A 15,760-nucleotide genomic window follows, 5' to 3' on the forward strand; every position below is an offset into this window, starting at 1 on the left:
TCAGCAGCCGCCGACGCCCCGGACCCGGAAGGACCAGCGTTCCGCGTGAAGAACCGATCCCTCGCCATGATCGCCGTGCCGCTCGGCGTCGTCGGCATCGTCCTGCTGCTCGTCGTGCCGATCCCCGCGGCCCTGCTCGACGTGCTCATCATCGTCAACATCCTGCTGTCGCTCGTGATCCTGCTGACGTCGATGTTCGTCAAGAAGCCGCTCGACTTCTCGGTGTTCCCGTCGCTGCTGCTCGTCGCGACGCTGTTCCGGCTGGGCCTCAACGTCGCCTCGACGCGGCTCGTGCTCGGGGACGGCTACGCGGGCGAGGTCATCGGCGCGTTCGGCCACATCGTCGTCGACGGGAACCTCGTCATCGGCATGGTCGTGTTCCTCATCCTCGTCGTCATCCAGTTCCTCGTGATCACCAAGGGCGCGGAGCGCGTGGCCGAGGTCGGGGCGCGCTTCACGCTCGACGCGATGCCCGGCAAGCAGATGGCGATCGACGCCGACCTCAACGCGGGGCTCATCAGCGAGCAGGACGCGCGGGCCCGCCGCGCCGAGATCTCCGCGGAGTCCGACTTCTACGGGGCGATGGACGGCGCGTCGAAGTTCGTCAAGGGCGACGCCATCGCGGGCATCGTCATCACGCTCATCAACCTGCTGGGCGGCATCGTGATCGGCGTCGTCATGCACGGCATGCCGGCCATGGAGGCCGTCGACACGTACTCGATCCTCACGGTGGGCGACGGTCTGGTCACCCAGGTCCCCGCGCTGCTCATGGCGGTCGCCACGGGCATGATCGTCACGCGCTCGAACTCGGGCGAGGGCGACGTCGGCTCGCAGGCGTCGAGCCAGCTCGTCCAGTCGCGGCAGGCGCTCGCCATCGCGGGCGTCGCGGCGTTCGCCATGGCGCTCATCGAGGGCATGCCGAAGCTCCCGTTCCTCGTGCTCGGGGTGGGCCTGATCATCGCGGCCCAGCAGATCAAGGCGAGCCAGCGGCGGGCCGAGGTGGCGCGCGCCGCGGCCGAGCAGATCGAGAAGGAGGGCACGCGCAGCGACGGCACCGAGGACCTCCTCGAGCAGATGCGCGTGCACGCGCTCGAGATCCTGCTCGCGCCCGACCTCGTCGACCTGGTCACCGGCGCGCACGACGACCTGCTCGGACGCGTCCGCGCCCTGCGGCGCAAGATCGCGACGGACCTCGGGGTCGTCGTGCCCCCCGTCCGCACGCGCGACTCCCTGGAGCTCCCGGCGTCGACCTACGCCGTGCGGATCGCCGGCGTCGAGGCAGGTCGCGGCCAGGCGCCGGCCGGCAAGGTCCTCGCGCTCGGCGACGACCTCGCCGCCCTGCCCGGGCTGGCGACGGTCGACCCGGTGTTCGGCATGGACGGCAAGTGGGTCCCGGTGGAGATGCGGCACAGCGCCGAGATGGCGGGCGCCACGGTGATCGACCGGGTCTCCGTGCTCGTCACGCACCTGTCTGCCCTCATCGCCGCGAACGCGGCACGGCTGCTGTCCCGCGAGGACGTGCGCGTGCTCACCGACGAGGTGAAGCGGACCAACCCGTCGGCCGTCGACGAGCTCACGCCGGCCCTGCTGTCGCTCGCGGAGGTCCAGCGCGTCCTGCAGGGGCTGCTCGAGGAGCAGGTCGCCGTCAACGACCTGCCCCGGATCTACGAGGCGCTCGCGCTCGCCGCGAAGCGCTCGACCGACCCGGAGCACCTCGTCGAGGCGGCGCGCGCTGCGCTCGGACCGGCGATCCCGGCCCGGCACACGGTCGCGGGCACGATCCGGGTCGTGACGATCGCCCCGGCCCTGGAGCAGGCGATGCTCGCGGGCCGCCAGCCCGGCGGCGACCAGGGCACCGCGATCGTCGTGGACCCGGCGCGCCTCGACGCGTTCCGCTCGTCCGTGGGCGACCGCGTGCAGGCGGCCCGGGCCACCGGCGAGGACGTCGTCCTCGTGTGCGCGCCGTCGCTGCGCGCGGCGGTCCGGCGCCTCGTCGCGACGCAGGTGCCCGACCTCGCCGTGCTGTCGTACACCGAGGTGACGGCGGGCAACGCGCTCATCGAGACGGTCGGGGTGGTGAACGATGCCCCGGCGATTGCGGCTCGAGGGTGAGTCCCTCGACGCCGTGCTCGCCCAGGCACGGCGCCTGCACGGCCCGGACGCGCGGATCGTCTCCGCCGAGCGGGTCATCACGGGCGGCTTCAAGGGGCTCTTCGGGCGGCAGCACTACGAGGCGGTCGTCGAGGTGGGCGACGCGCCGCCCCGGACCGCCGTCGGGCCGGTCCGGTTCCCCGCCGCCCGCCGGGCGGGCATCGCGGCGCTGCTCGACGACGCCGACGAGGGCGACGCGCTGCGCCCGGCGCCGTCGGCCGCGGTCGAGGTCTCGACCCGCGGCGACGACTTCGCGGCGCTGCTCGACGAGCTCGTGGCCGAGACGGCGGAGCCGCCGCCCGCGGCCGTCACCGCCCCGCCCGCGCCCGTGTCGCCGCTGCCGCGCGCGGCGCCGGGCGACCTCGTGGCGCTCGTCGGGCTGGCCGCGGACGTCGTCCCGGCGGCCCGCGCGCTGGCGCAGCGGGAGGGCCTGCTCACGGCCTGCGCGGGCAGCGCGACCGACGGCGACACGGTGCGCGTCGACGACCGCCGTGCGGCGACCGAGGCGCGCGCCCGCGGGGTCCGCGCGGCCCGCGCCACGGTCGTGGCCGTCGGGGTGCGCGTGGACGCGGCCGGGGTGGCGCGGGTCCTCGACGAGCTGGGCGCCGAGCAGGTCGCGGTCGTGGTCGACGCCTCGCGCAAGCCCGCGGACACCGAGCGCTGGGTCGCCGAGGTGCAGCGGCTCGTGCTGGTCCGCGCCATGGTCGTGGTCGGGCGCGAGCTGACGACGACGCCCGACTCCGTGCTCGCGCTCGGGCTCCCGGAGCTGCGGCCCGCAGGCTGACCCCGGCCGCGCCCGCATAGGTAATCCGAACCGTCAGGATGACACGCGGGACGTCAGGAGGACGTGGCGATGCTGGTGCTGGGACGCAAGGTGGGAGAACGGATCCTCGTCGGCGACGACGTCGTGGTCACGGTCGTGTCGGTGGGCCGGGACGGGGTGCGCGTCGGGATCGACGCGCCCCGCGAGGTGCGGGTCCACCGGGCCGAGATCGTCGACCAGGTCGCCGCGGACAACCGGGCCGCCGCGCTCGGGGCACCCGGGGGCGAGGCGCGCGCCCGCGCGCTGCTGGGGCTCGACGCGCCCTCCTGACGCGCCGCACGGGACGTGCGGGGTCCTCGGCGGCGGAGAGCAGCCGTCGGGGGTGCCCCTCCCGTCGGGAGGCCCGCCGAGCGCTACCCGCGTCCGCCGCGGCCGCGGTCCTGCCGGCCCGCGTCCTTGTCGGTGCGCCGGTCGTCGCGGGTCTGCGGCTGCGGCTTCGCCGTCCCCGGCCGGGACGAGCCGCGCGCCTCGTCGGACCGCGGTGCGGGACGGTCGGGCTTCGGCTGAGCCGGGCGCGTGACGGGCGGCCCCGGTCGCGCGGGCACGGGCGTCGGTGCGGGCCGGACGGCCGGCGCGGGCTTCGGCGTCGGCTTCGGCGACGGCTTCGCCGCAGCCGGCGGCGCGGGCTGGGGCGGAGCAGCCGGTGCCGGCGCCGCTCCCGAGGCGGGGGCGGGAGCCGGTGCGGGCGTCTCCGGGACGGCCGGGCCCGGTGCGGCCGGCACGACCACGGGCAGCGGCTCGACCACGGGCTCGCCGCCGGGCTCGTCGGCGGGCACGTCGACGGCGTCGTCCACCCGCGGACCGACCGGCTCGTCCGCCGGCTCGTCGACGAGCTCGACGGCGGGTGCCGTCGACGGCGCCAGGCCCGTCAGCACCGGGGAGGACAGGTCGAGGCGGACGGACGTGGCGCCGGCGCCGTCGAGCGGCGCCCACGCGGTCGAGCCGGTCCCCGGGGTCGTGCTCAGGAGCACCTGCTCGGGCCGTACCGAGACGCCCGGGCCACCACCGACCTCGTCCTGCGCGGGCGCGACGACGACCCCGAACGCGAGCGTCGCCGCCGAGAGCACCGCGGCGGCGCCCCAGCGCACGGGACGACCCGGGCCGCTGGAGCGCGCGCGGCCCCGTACCCCGAGCGCACGGCGACGCTCCGGGCGTGCGGGGGCGTGCGCCGACGAGACCGTCGCTGCCGACCGGGACGTCGGGAGCGGGCGCGTGGCGGTGGCCTCGTCCAGCGGGTGCGGCGTGGGCGGGAGCCCCGCCGCCACGGCACCCGTGCGGACGACCTCCCGCGGGGTAGGACGGTCCACGACGGCGGCGGTCTCCCGGAGCAGCAGCAGGGCGGCGCGGTCGGCCGCGAGGCGGTGGCGGTACGGCGGGACGGCGACCGCGCCCTCCGCGGCCAGCGCGCGCACGGCGCGCAGGGCCTCGAAGCGCACGGTGGGCGACCAGGCGCGGCCCTCGAGCGGACGACGGCCGGCGACGAGGTCGTCGAGCACGGCGCGCTGGGCGTCGGTCACCGCCCGCAGCGCGGTGCCCTGGTCCGTCCCCGAGACCCCCGCGGCGCGCACGTGCCGCCGGGCGTCGCGCGCGAGCCCGACGGCGTGCGCGGCGACGAGGCCGGCCACCGCGCGCTCGCGCTCGGCCTCCGGCACCGTCGCGGCGACGACGCGCGCATCCTCGACGACCGAGCGTCGAGACCCGGGTCCCTCGTCAGACATGTCCTGCTGCCCCCTGTGCTCCTGCGCCCGCCCTGCGGCCGCCCCCTCGTCCCCGTGCGCGCCACGGTGCGGTTCTCCTGCTCGCCGCGGTACGCCGCGGACCTCCCGGCAGGTGCGGGTCGTGGAGCGACGCTCGCGCTCACACGCTGTCCACGGCGTCGAGGACGATGCCGACGTCCCGGAGGTGCTGCGCCGCCAGCACCCGGACCCGGTCGATGTGGGCGACGGTCCGGTGCCGGGGCAGACCCAGCGTCCGGGCGATCCACACGACCGTGTCGTGGCCCGGGAGCGGCCCACCGCCCCCGTACGCCTCGGACATCCAGAGCGCCGCGACCCGTCCGCGGACCGGGTCCTCCGCGTGCGCCGCGTCGACGACGGAGCGGACGAGCGCCGGCACCTCGACCGCGTGCAGCACGCAGTCCGCGTGCGCGTCGGTCGTGCGCGCGGAGTCGAGGGCCTCGTCGAACGACAGCGCGCCGCGCAGCACGAGCTCGTCCGCCTCCGTCACGACCATGCCCTGCCGGACGACGTCGGCCCGGTGGGCGCCGAGGCGCTCGTTCGTGGCGCGGACGGCCTCCTCGACCGAGGGCGCCGCGCCGCGCAGCGCGGCGAGCTCCGACCGCGTGCGCGCGAGCTCGCGGCGCCGACGCTGCGCGGCCACCATGCCCGACGCCGGCGCGGTCGCGTGGTCGAGGAACGAACGGACGCGGGGTCGTGCCGTGTAGACGACGATGGCGAGGAACGAGCGCATGCTGCGCAGGTACGCCGGGTCGCGCCGGGACCGCTCGAGCATCTCCCAGGCGGTCTCCACGACGATCGCCGCGACGTCGTCGAGGTGCTGGGCCGCGGGCACCGAGTTGGTGCGGCACAGGCGCGCCGCGATCCGGCGCCACTGCGTCGCGTGGGCGGCGAGGAGGGTCGAGACCTCGGTGCGGTACCGGTCGTCGTCCTCGATCGCGACGACGCGGGCGACCTCGTCCCGGAGCGCCCCGGGGTCGTCGCCCTCCTGCGGGCCCTCGTCGACGGCGCGCACGGGACGCGCGTCGCGCGCCCGCTGCGGGCGCGGGTCGAGCAGGGTCCGGTCGGTCACGGTCCAAGCATGCGGACCCGGAGGGGCTCCTGGCGCGCGGGACACCGTCTTTCACACCGGACTTCACCCTCAGGTGCCCCGGGCAGCGGGTGATCTCCGCACGCTTCGCCCGCCGCGGGTGTTTCGCGGACGTCGCCACGGTGGGATGCTGTCCTCGGCGACGGGCTCGCCGGCTGGACAGGGCAGGACGAGATCAGGAGGTGGACCGGGTGCACGCAGCGTCCTGCGCTTCGACGGCGTCGCCGTGCCGGGCCGCCGACGCCCCGGGCGGGGTGGTGTCGCGGTGACCCCGGAGGAGGACGGCGCCGGTGCGCCGTGGGACGACACGACCTGGGCCATCTGGGCCGTGGGCCTCGTGGAGCCGCTCATCGACCCCGACGACCGGCTCGCGACCATGGCCGCGATGCGCGCGCAGGCGAAGGCGCACCCGCTGCGCGCCGTGACGCTCCTCGCCGGCGCCCTCACCGACCTCCTGGACTCGTTGCCCGACGACGACCCGTGGCGCCACCTGGACCCCGCGACGTTCGGCACGTACCGGGACGGCCTGGACCTTGTCCCGTCGGAGGCCGTCGTGATCGCCGAGGACATCGGCCTCGCGGCGCTCGCCCGGCCGCTCGGGCACGGCGGGGCGCGGGTCATGAGCGAGGCGCAGCACGGGTGGGAGAACGCCGCGCACGCGGCGAACGAGCTCGAGGACCCGGTGCGCACGCTCACGCGCGCCGTGGCGTGGGCCGCCTGGCGTCGCCGCGTGTACGTGGGCGAGGACAGCTACCCCGTCCTCGTGGTCTTCTCGTGGCTGCCGCGCGCGGCGCTCATCGCCGCGGGGCGCGAGATCGACGACGACCTCGCGCGCGCCGAGATGCGCGCGTCCGCCAAGATCGTCGACGACCTGGTCTGACCGGCCCGGTCCTCAGCGCCCGTCCGTGCCGCTCGCAGGCAGGGGACGCTGGGCCGGGAGCAGTCCCAGCTCGATCCCGCGGGCGAGGGCGTCCTCGCGCCGGCGCACGCCGAGCTTCCGGTAGATCGAGCGGAGCTGGCTCTTGACCGTGTTCACGGAAACGGTGAGGCTCCGGGAGATGTCGACCGCGGTCGCGTGGCGCATGAGGGTGTCGAGGACGACGACCTCCCGGTCGGACAGGGGCTGGGGGAGGTCGGCCGTCGCGGCGAAGAGCTCCGGCACGGGTTCCGCGTCCCCGATGAGGCGCTGCGCCGTCTGGTCCTTGCTCCGTGCCGCGAGCTCGACCAGCGTGAGGAGGTCGTGCCGGGCGGGGAGCGCGAGGGCGAACCGCAGCCGCCGGTCCTCGGCGACGCCGGCGAGCTTGTCCAGGGCGTCGCGCGCCTGCGTCTCCTCCTCCGCGTGCGTGAGCGCGGCGGCGAGCAGGACGGCGTGCGCGGCCCGCAGGCGCGGCGCGGCGGTCCGCGGCGGCGTGTGCGCGACGAGCACGTCGCGCGCGGTGCTCCACCGGCCGGTGAGCAGCGCCGCGTGGGCCCGCAGCAGCCAGGTGAGCGACGACGTCGCCGGGGCGACCTTGAGCCAGGAGTGCACCGCGCCGACCTGGCCGCGCGCGAGCCCGAGCAGGCCGCTCACGTAGTCGAGGTGGTCGATGTCGCGCGCGGAGATGCGTCGGCGGCCGCGCTCGGACTCGATGTAGCGGCGCAGCCGCTCGATGCCCAGGGCCGGCTCGAAGGACACCAGGTCGACGTAGGCCTGGACCGTGGCGACGACCGGGCGGGTCTCGAGCGTCGCGAGGTGCGGTCGCAGCACGTCGAGGTGGGCCTGGGCGCCGCGGGCGTCGAAGCGTTCGAGGCACACGATCGCGCGGGCGATGCGGTACAGGTGGTCGTCGCGCCCCGCGCGGACCTCGGCGTGGGGCGACGCCTCGATGACCTCGAGGTCGCGCACGGCCTCCGGCAGGTCCCCGCGGAGCGCGAGCACGAGCGCACGCAGCGACAGGCCGTAGAGCGTGCGCGGGTCGACGGCGGGGGAGCCGCCGAGGTCCTCGAGCGTGGCGAGCGCCTCCTCGTCCGCGCCCGCCCGCGCGAACGACATCGCGACCTCGGCGCGGAGCCGGGGCAGCTCGCGGACGAGCTCCCGGCGCTCGTCCACACCCAGCTCGTCGAGCGTCTGCCGAGCCCGGCGCGCCGGCTCGAGCGCGCGCTGCGTCGCGTTCGTCGACCGCAGCGCGACGCTCTCGAGCACGTCCAGGACGACGCGTTCCGCCGTCGAGGTCGTCCTCGCCCGGGGGCGCAGGGCGGCCAGCGTCAGCTGGTACGTCTCGATCGCCTCGGTGCGCTCCCCGGGGACGCTGTCGTGGTGGATCGCGAGGGCCCCGGCGAGCAGCGGCCAGCGCCGCAGGTCCGTCTGCGGGAGGCTCTTGAGGACGTCGAGGCGGGCCAGCGCCTGCGGCTCGAGCAGCTCGCCCCAGTACCGCGAGACGGCCGAGGACGCGAGCCCGAGGTCGCCCGCGCCGACCGCGTGCCGCAGCGCCTCGACGGGATAGCCGTTCGTCAGGTACCAGCGCGCGGCGGCGAGCTGGGCACGCCCCCACTCGTCGGGGTGCTCCTCGCGGACGCGCTCCGCCACGAACGTCCGCACCACCGGGAACAGGACGAAGACCCGGCCCGCGGGACGTCGCTCCCACGCACCCAGCCCGCGCTCCTCGAGCATCCACAGCAGCTGCGGCGCCGCGGGCTCCCGCGTCAGCGCCACGGCGAGGTCGGCGGTGAGGACGTCCGCGACCGCGCACCGCCGCAGGACCTGCTCGAGCCGAGGGCGCTCGGCGCCCTCGAGCTGCTTCTCGAGCGCGGCCCGCAGCAGCTCGTCGGCGACCTGGACGTGCGCCGGGGTCCCGTGGGAACCGGCCATCTCCGCGGCGAGCATCGCGACCCGCAGGTACAGCGGCTGGCCGCCGGTGAGGACGTGCGCCTCGGCGGGGTCGAGGTCCACGCCTGCCTGGCGCAGCATGCGGGCCGTCTCGTCCCGGGTCAGCGGCAGCTGGTCCGCGGTGATGACGGTCCGGTCGAGCTCGAGCCCGACCGAGGCGGCCTCCAGGGGGGAGACCGTGCTCGTGGCCACGGCCACGGAGAGGTTCGGGCACAGGCGCAGCAGGGCGAGGACGTCCTCGTGGACCGCGGCGTCCGTGACGTCCTGGTAGTCGTCGATGACGACCACGACCTCCCCGGGCACCGCGAGGAACGCGTCGGCCAGGCGGCCGGGCACGTCCTCGGGGGCGAGCTCCGCCGGCCCCAGCGCGGCCTCGAACGCCTCGAGCCCGGCCCGCGCGGCACGGCGCGCGACCGCGCGCCAGAGGTCCGTCCGGGACATCTCCGGGATGACGGACAGCCAGAGCCCCGGCGTGGCCCGGCGTCGGGACCACTCGGCGAGGAGGGAGGTCTTGCCCGCACCCGCGGGGCCGCGGACCACGCGGAGCGCGGCGTCCACCTCGAGCCGGTCGAGCAGGCGCTCGCGGACGAGCTCGGTGTGCGGGGGGCGTGGCGCCCCGTACAGACGGAACGTCGTCGTGTCCGTCACCGACATGCTGCCTCCGTGCTTCCCCCGCTCCACGGGCGGGCGGACGGACGGCGGCGAACCGCGTCCGGCCACGGCTCCGCCCCGAGAGCCGGCACCGCGCCGTGATCCGCTCTCACCCTAGGCGAGGAGGTGCGCCGGTTCTCGGGGAAGGCGGGTGAAGCGCTCGAACCGGGTCGCCCGCGGCTCCCTCCAGCCCGGACGAAACGGGACGCGCGGGGACGATGCGGACAGCGTGGCCCGTCGCGTGCATAGGGGCCTCGGGCGCGCCCACCCGCGGACGCGACCGGAGAGGAGCCGCACGCCCATGTCTGTGCACCGGGCCCGCCCGCGGACCGCGCTCGCCGCGGTGCTGGTGGGCGCCGTCCTGGTCGGCGCGTCCACGACGGCCCACGCCGTCCCGGTCGCCCGCGCCGCGGCAGACCCGGGCGTCGCGCCCGTGGCGACGGAGACCCTCGTGCGGGTCGTGGAGGACGGCCGGCCCGGTGCCGCGGGTGCGGCGGCGTCCACCGCTGCGGCCGACGGCACGGGCCCCGACGCGGCATCGGGCACGGACCCCGGCGCGGGCATGGACTCCGGTGCCGGCGCGGGCGCCGGCACCGTGGGCGTCGGGCCCGTCGTGCCTGCCGTGCCCGGTGCTCCCGTGCCGGACGGACCGGAGCCTCCCGCGCCCGGGTCGGCCGCTCCGGAGGAGGGCGCGTCTCCCTCCGTCCCCGCTCCCGACCCGGCGGCCCCGGAGGAGGGCGAGACGCCCCCCGGCCCCGACCCCACCGTGCCCGACGGCGAGCCCGCGCCCCGCGTGGTCGTGCTGCCGCCGGTCCTCGTCCGCGCGGCGGCCGGGGACGCGGTCTACCTCGTGCCGGTGGTCGAGGGCGTGCGCTGGTCCCTGGGCGGCGAGCCGATGGCGTGCACCGTGGTGGTGGTCGACGGGTACCGGACCGTCGAGGCGCCGCGGGACGGCGGCGTCCTGCGGGCGACGGCCGCGGCGGAGGACGGCCACGTGCTGCAGCTCCCGGACGGGCGGTCCGCCGCCGAGGCGGTCACGGAGCTGCTCCCCGTCGTCACGGCGGTGCTCCCCGCCGCACAGGACGGCCCGGGCAGGGCGGACACGTACACCGTGCCCGACGCCGAGGGCCTCGTCGTCCGCGACGCGACCGGCGCGGTGCTCCCGCCCGGCAGCACGCACGCCGTCGAGGGGTACCTCGACCACGTGGCGCGCGTCGTCCTCACGCTCTCCCCGGCGGCGGGCCTGCGGCTCGCGGCGGAGGGCGCGGCGGAGCCGGTGCTGCCGGGGTCGGACGGGTCGCGCGCCGTCGAGCTCGTGTTCTCCGGTCTCACCGAGGTCCGGGCGCCGGCGCCCGTGGTCGTCGCCGCGCGCCCGGGCGCGGCGGCCGCGGTCGAGGTGCCGCGGGCCGACGGCGTGGAGTTCGTCCTCGACGAGCGGGTCCTCGCCCCGGGCCGCCATCCCGCCCGGGGCACGGTGACCGTGACGGCGCGCGCGCTCGACGGTTACGTCCTCGTCGGCGAGACGTCGTGGGAGCTCGTGCTCGACGGGCCGGCCGTCCCCGAGGCGCCCGCCGCCCCGCCCGCGTCGCCTGCTCCGGCCGCCCCGGCGCCCGCTGCGACACCGGACGCGTCCGCGCCGACGACGGCGGACGGGCCCGCGCTCGACCTGGCGCCGGTGGTCGGCACGGCGGACCCGTCGCGCGCCGTCGTCGTGGCCGCGGGCGAGGCGCTCGCCGCGGTGCCACCGGCCCCGCCGCGCGGCGACGCCGGGTTCGACCTGCTCACGCTGGTGCTGGGCGGGGCGCTCGTGTCCGGGGCGTGGGTGCTGCGCGCGCGCCGCGACCAGACGGCCTGACTCCGCCCACCGGGGATCAGGGAGCCCGACGCCGTAGCCCGTCCGTCCGGCCGGGCGCGGCACGCCTCAGGTGCGCGGGCCGCCGCGGGCGCCGAGCCGCTCGACCAGGCGCGCGAGGACGTCGCCCGTGCGCAGGCCGTCGTGCTCGAACTCGTTCGTCACCCACGTGCGGACGTTGCCCACGCGCGCCGCCGTGTCGAGCGAGAGCCCGGCGTCGACGAACATGTCGTCGAAGTACACCGCCGCCTCGACCGGCACCTCGTTGCGCGCGAGGACGTCGAGGTCGTACAGGTCGGGCCACTCCTCGCGCGCGGCGAGCGCGTCCGCCGCCGCGCGGAACGGCCGGAGCGCGGTGATCTCCTCGAGCATCCAGGGGTAGATCATCTCGCCGGTGAGGAGCAGCGGTCGCGCCGCCGGGTCGAGGGCCGGCTCCTCGGCGCGGACCGCCTCGGCGGCCCACGCCGTCGGGCCGGTGCCCGACTGCGCGTAGATCGACTCGTGGAGCACGGCGTAGAGCGGGTTGGTGCGGAACGACGTCGCCGCCGCGACCTCGGCGAGGAACGTGTCCGTCAGGGTGTCGGGCGCGTCCGCGTCGAACGCCTCGTCCACGAGCCAGTGGATGCGCTCCGGGCCGGGCTTCATCCCGAGGTCCGTGCCGATCGACTGGAGCCGGCGCACGGTGAGCCGGTCGCCGTCGGGCAGGCGCACGTCGTCGGCCGCGAGGAGGTCCGCGACGCGCGCGAGGCGGGCCGCGTCGTCCGGGTACCGCTCCCGGTAGGCGGCGTTCTTCGCGACGACGCGCGGCTGGGTGCGGCGGTACACCTCGCGCGCGTCCGCCGTCAGGCCCGGCAGCCCGCCCGTGACGTAGCACGCGGCGAGCGCCTCGGGCGCCCGCGACAGGTACGTCATCGTGAGGAAGCCGCCGTAGGACTGGCCGAGCGACGTCCACCGCCGCCCGCCGTAGACCGTCCGGCGCACGTGCTCGGCGTCGGCGACGATCGCGTCCGCCCGGAAGCGGGAGAGGTACTCCGCCTGGGCGGCCCCCGATCCGCGCGCGGCGAGCGCCGCCCCGCGCACGGCCGAGGACCGGCCGGTGCCGCGCTGGTCGAGCAGCACCACCCGGTGCGTCGCGAGCGCGGTGCAGACCCAGCCGTCCGGCCCGGTGGGCCGGGGCCCCTTGCCGCCCGGGCCGCCCTGGAGGAACACGAGCAGCGGCAGGTCGTCGTGACGCCGGACCGGGTCGACGAGCTCGCGCACGAACAGCGTGAGGCGGCGGGGGTCCGTGTCGTCGTCCCACACGAGCGGCACCTCGAGCTCGCGGTCGGTGACGTGGATGCCGGGCAGGGTGTACGCGGTCTCGCGGGCGACGCTCACCCCGCCACCCTAGCCGCGCCGCTCCGGGCGGCCGGCGGCACGTGTCACAGCTCGACGGTCTCGTTCTCCCCGCCGTCGTAGCGCGAGCCGGTGACCTTCGCCTTGACCAGGCTGAACAGCGTCGCGACGCGGCCGCCGGGGGAGTCCCAGTACTCCGCGGAGTCGGCGTGCAGCCGGACGAGCACCACGCCGGGCGTGTCCGGGCCGTCGGGGAACCAGGCGTCGGCGACCGTGTTCCACAGCTCGCGGATCTTCTCGCGGTCGCGGACGACCGCGGCGCGCCCGGACACCGAGACCCAGGACGTCGAACCCGAGAAGGCCGCGTTCGCCGCCGAGTCCCGCGCGATCTCGGCGACCTTGTGCGAGTCGGCGGCGGCGAAGAACCACAGGTCGCCGTCGAAGTCGACGGCCTGGACGCCCATCGGCCGGCTCACCAGGCTCCCGTCGGTCGCGACGGTGGTCAGCATGGCGATCTTCTCGTCCTTGATCAGGTCGCGGACCGTGGCGACCTCGTCGGAGCTCGCGTGGGGCTGCTCGTGGTGCGTGCCGGTCATGTCGTCTCCCGTCGTCGGGCCGCGGGGCGCGGCACCTCGACGCTAGGCACGACGCGCGCGACTCGCCCGTGGGAGCACGACGAGGGGGTGGGGTGCGCGACGCCGCGGCGCCGTGCACCCCACCCCCCTCGGTGGGTGGTCCCGGGACGGGCTACTGCTCCACGTCCTCGTCGACCCACTCCATGGTCTTCGTCACGGCCTTCTTCCAGTTCCGGTAGAGGCGCTCGCGCTCGCCGGACTCCATCGACGGGCTCCAGCGCTTGTCCTCGGCCCAGTTGTCGATGACGTCCTGCTCGCCCTTCCAGAAGCCGACGGCGATGCCCGCGGCGTACGCGGCACCGAGCGCCGTCGTCTCGGCGACCTTGGGGCGCACGACGTCGACGCCGAGCTGGTCGGCCTGGAACTGCATGAGGAGCTCGTTGGCGACCATGCCGCCGTCGACGCGCAGCTCGGTGAGGTCGACGCCCGAGTCGGCGTTCATCGCGTCGACGACCTCGCGGCTCTGGAACGCCGTCGCCTCGAGCGCGGCGCGCGCGATGTGGTTGCGGTTGACGTACCGCGTGAGGCCCACGAGCGCGCCGCGCGCGTCGGGCCGCCAGTAGGGCGCGAACAGGCCGGAGAACGCCGGCACGAAGTAGGCGCCGCCGTTGTCCTGGACCTTGCCCGCGAGCCACTCGACGTCGGGCGCGTCCTCGAACATGCCCAGGTTGTCGCGCAGCCACTGCACGAGCGAGCCGGTCACGGCGATCGAGCCCTCGAGCGCGTACACGGCGGGCGCGTCGCCGATCTTGTAGCAGACCGTCGTGAGCAGGCCGTTCTTGCTCATGACCTTCTCCGTGCCCGTGTTGAGCAGCAGGAAGTTGCCGGTGCCGTACGTGTTCTTGGCCTGGCCGACCTCGAAGCACGCCTGGCCGAACGTGGCCGCCTGCTGGTCACCGAGGATGCCGGCGATCGGGACGCCGGGGACGAGACCGCGGGGACGGCCGTGGCCGTACACCTCGGACGACGACCGGATCTCGGGGAGCATCGACAGCGGGATGCCCATGTCCGCGGCGATGTCCTCGCGCCAGGAGAGCGTGTCGAGGTCCATGAGCATCGTGCGCGACGCGTTCGTCACGTCGGTGACGTGCACGCCGCCCTCGGTGCCGCCCGTCATGTTCCACAGCACCCACGTGTCGGTGTTGCCGAACAGCAGGTCGCCCTTCTCGGCCTTCTCGCGCGCGCCCTCGACGTTGTCGAGGATCCACTTGATCTTCGGGCCGGAGAAGTAGGTGGCGAGCGGCAGGCCGACGACCGACTTGTACTTCTCGGGGCCCTCGTCGCCGCCGAGCTCGTCGACGATCTTCTGGGTGCGCGTGTCCTGCCAGACGATGGCGTTGTAGACGGGCTTGCCCGTGGTCTTGTCCCAGACGACGGCCGTCTCGCGCTGGTTCGTGATGCCGACGGCCGCGATGTCCTCGTGCGTGAGGTTGCCTCGGGTGAGGGCGAGACCGACGACCTCGCGCACGTTGTTCCAGATCTGCTCGGGGTTGTGCTCGACCCATCCCGCGCGCGGGAAGATCTGGTCGTGCTCGAGCTGCCCGGTGGAGTAGATCTCCCCGGAGTGGTTGAAGACGATGGCCCGGGAGCTCGTGGTCCCCTGGTCGATGGCGAGAACGTAGTCGGCCATGGTGCGTTCAGTCCTTCACGTCGGTGTGGGTGTGGTTGCGGCGTAGGTGCCCGGCGCCCGACGGCGCGGGTCGCGTGACCGGGGAGGCCCCCGGCTCCCCGGTCACGCGGGGGAGAGGTCCGGTCGTCCGGGTCGGTCAGACCCAGGCGGCCCCGAGCAGGCCGGCGAGGACGCCGCCGACCAGCGGACCGGCGACCGGGACCCAGGCGTAGGCCCAGTCGCTCGAGCCCTTGCCCCGGATCGGCAGCACCGCGTGCGCGATGCGGGGACCGAGGTCACGGGCAGGGTTGATGGCGTAGCCGGTGGGACCACCGAGGCTCGCGCCGATACCGACCACGATGAGCGCGACCGCGAGCGGCCCCAGGCCCGACGGGGTCTTGCCGGACGCCACGACGAAGAACACGAGCACGAACGTCGCGATGACCTCCGTGACGAAGTTCCACGCGTAGGAGCGGATCTCCGGGCCGGTGGAGAACACCGCGAGCTTGGTCGCGCCGGGCGCGTCCTCGTCGAAGTGCTTCTTGTACGCCAGGAACGCCAGCACGGCGCCGACGAAGGCACCGATCATCTGGGCCCCGAAGTACAGGAACATGTTGCCGACCGTCGGCTCGATGGTCGCCGTCACGAGCCCCTCGGGGCCGGTCGCGGAGAAGAACGGCTCCTGGGCGGTGAAGAGGCCGATGGTCACGGCCGGGTTGAGGTGCGCACCCGACTTGTAGGCCACGTAGACGCCGGCGAAGACCGCGAGGCCCCATCCGAAGTTGATGAGGAGCCAGCCGCCGTTGAAGCCCTTGGTCCTCGGGAGGACGACGTTCGCGACGACGCCCGCGCCGAGGAGGATCAGTGTCGCCGTGCCGAGTATCTCGGACCAGAAGGCGTTCATGAGGAGTTGATCCATCGTGCTCTCTCTTTCGTGGTGGACTTCTCTGTCTCAACCGTCCCGACGCACCTGAGCGTCGGGTCCTCGGGTCGGTCCGCCGTCGGCGTGCGC

12 protein-coding genes are annotated in these 15,760 nt (G+C 75.7%); 5 read left to right on the plus strand and 7 right to left on the minus strand.

The window, feature by feature from the left end:
* Positions 1–66: 66 nt before the first annotated feature.
* The 3 genes from ACI769_RS06990 to csrA all read left to right on the plus strand — a co-directional run bounded on the left by ACI769_RS06990 (position 67) and on the right by csrA (position 3,244).
* Positions 67–2,112, plus strand: coding sequence for a flagellar biosynthesis protein FlhA (locus ACI769_RS06990; RefSeq protein ID WP_228075759.1), 2,046 nt, complete (start codon positions 67–69; stop codon positions 2,110–2,112).
* Entirely contained in the window at positions 2,084–2,935 is an 852-nt protein-coding gene (locus ACI769_RS06995; protein ID WP_409141404.1) for a hypothetical protein, read from the plus strand. Before ACI769_RS06990 ends, ACI769_RS06995 begins: the two co-directional genes overlap by 29 nt.
* Positions 2,936–3,004: 69 nt before the next feature.
* Positions 3,005–3,244 carry a carbon storage regulator CsrA gene (csrA, locus tag ACI769_RS07000; RefSeq protein WP_144721664.1) on the plus strand — a complete coding sequence of 80 codons (240 nt, stop codon included), beginning with the start codon at positions 3,005–3,007 and terminating at the stop codon, positions 3,242–3,244.
* An 83-nt stretch (positions 3,245–3,327) separates the two neighbouring features.
* On the opposite strand, the gene ACI769_RS07005 is transcribed toward csrA, so the two are convergent.
* A complete protein-coding gene (locus ACI769_RS07005; RefSeq protein WP_409141405.1) occupies positions 3,328–4,692 on the minus strand; it encodes a hypothetical protein in 1,365 nt (454 codons plus the stop codon).
* Positions 4,693–4,831: 139 nt separating this feature from the next.
* On the minus strand, positions 4,832–5,782 hold the full coding sequence (locus tag ACI769_RS07010; protein WP_409141406.1) for a hypothetical protein: 951 nt from the start codon (positions 5,780–5,782) through the stop codon (positions 4,832–4,834).
* Positions 5,783–6,065: 283 nt separating this feature from the next.
* On the opposite strand from ACI769_RS07010, the gene ACI769_RS07015 reads away from it, so the two are divergent.
* Positions 6,066–6,680, plus strand: a complete 615-nt coding sequence (locus ACI769_RS07015) for a hypothetical protein (RefSeq protein WP_021483189.1) — start codon at positions 6,066–6,068, stop codon at positions 6,678–6,680.
* A 12-nt stretch (positions 6,681–6,692) separates the two neighbouring features.
* On the opposite strand, the gene ACI769_RS07020 is transcribed toward ACI769_RS07015, so the two are convergent.
* Positions 6,693–9,320: a LuxR C-terminal-related transcriptional regulator gene (locus ACI769_RS07020; protein ID WP_409141407.1), complete on the minus strand. Its 2,628-nt coding sequence runs from the start codon at positions 9,318–9,320 to the stop codon at positions 6,693–6,695.
* A gap of 298 nt (positions 9,321–9,618) precedes the next feature.
* Between ACI769_RS07020 and ACI769_RS07025 the strand changes: the two genes are divergently transcribed.
* Positions 9,619–11,172: a hypothetical protein gene (locus tag ACI769_RS07025; RefSeq protein WP_137281563.1), complete on the plus strand. Its 1,554-nt coding sequence runs from the start codon at positions 9,619–9,621 to the stop codon at positions 11,170–11,172.
* A 66-nt stretch (positions 11,173–11,238) separates the two neighbouring features.
* Here the strand turns inward: ACI769_RS07025 and ACI769_RS07030 are convergent, their stop codons facing one another.
* The 4 genes from ACI769_RS07030 to ACI769_RS07045 all read right to left on the minus strand — a co-directional run bounded on the left by ACI769_RS07030 (position 11,239) and on the right by ACI769_RS07045 (position 15,667).
* Positions 11,239–12,546 carry an alpha/beta fold hydrolase gene (locus tag ACI769_RS07030; RefSeq protein ID WP_198163095.1) on the minus strand — a complete coding sequence of 436 codons (1,308 nt, stop codon included), beginning with the start codon at positions 12,544–12,546 and terminating at the stop codon, positions 11,239–11,241.
* A gap of 44 nt (positions 12,547–12,590) precedes the next feature.
* Complete coding sequence (locus ACI769_RS07035; protein ID WP_085388463.1) at positions 12,591–13,100, minus strand: pyridoxamine 5'-phosphate oxidase family protein; 510 nt, start codon at positions 13,098–13,100, stop codon at positions 12,591–12,593.
* Positions 13,101–13,251: 151 nt separating this feature from the next.
* Entirely contained in the window at positions 13,252–14,769 is a 1,518-nt protein-coding gene (glpK, locus tag ACI769_RS07040) for a glycerol kinase GlpK (RefSeq protein WP_085388462.1), read from the minus strand.
* A 136-nt stretch (positions 14,770–14,905) separates the two neighbouring features.
* Positions 14,906–15,667, minus strand: a complete 762-nt coding sequence (locus ACI769_RS07045) for an MIP/aquaporin family protein (protein ID WP_085388461.1) — start codon at positions 15,665–15,667, stop codon at positions 14,906–14,908.
* Positions 15,668–15,760: the final 93 nt, after the last annotated feature.

Source organism: Cellulosimicrobium sp. RS, from assembly GCF_046159675.1.
GTDB classification, from domain to species: domain Bacteria; phylum Actinomycetota; class Actinomycetes; order Actinomycetales; family Cellulomonadaceae; genus Cellulosimicrobium; species Cellulosimicrobium funkei.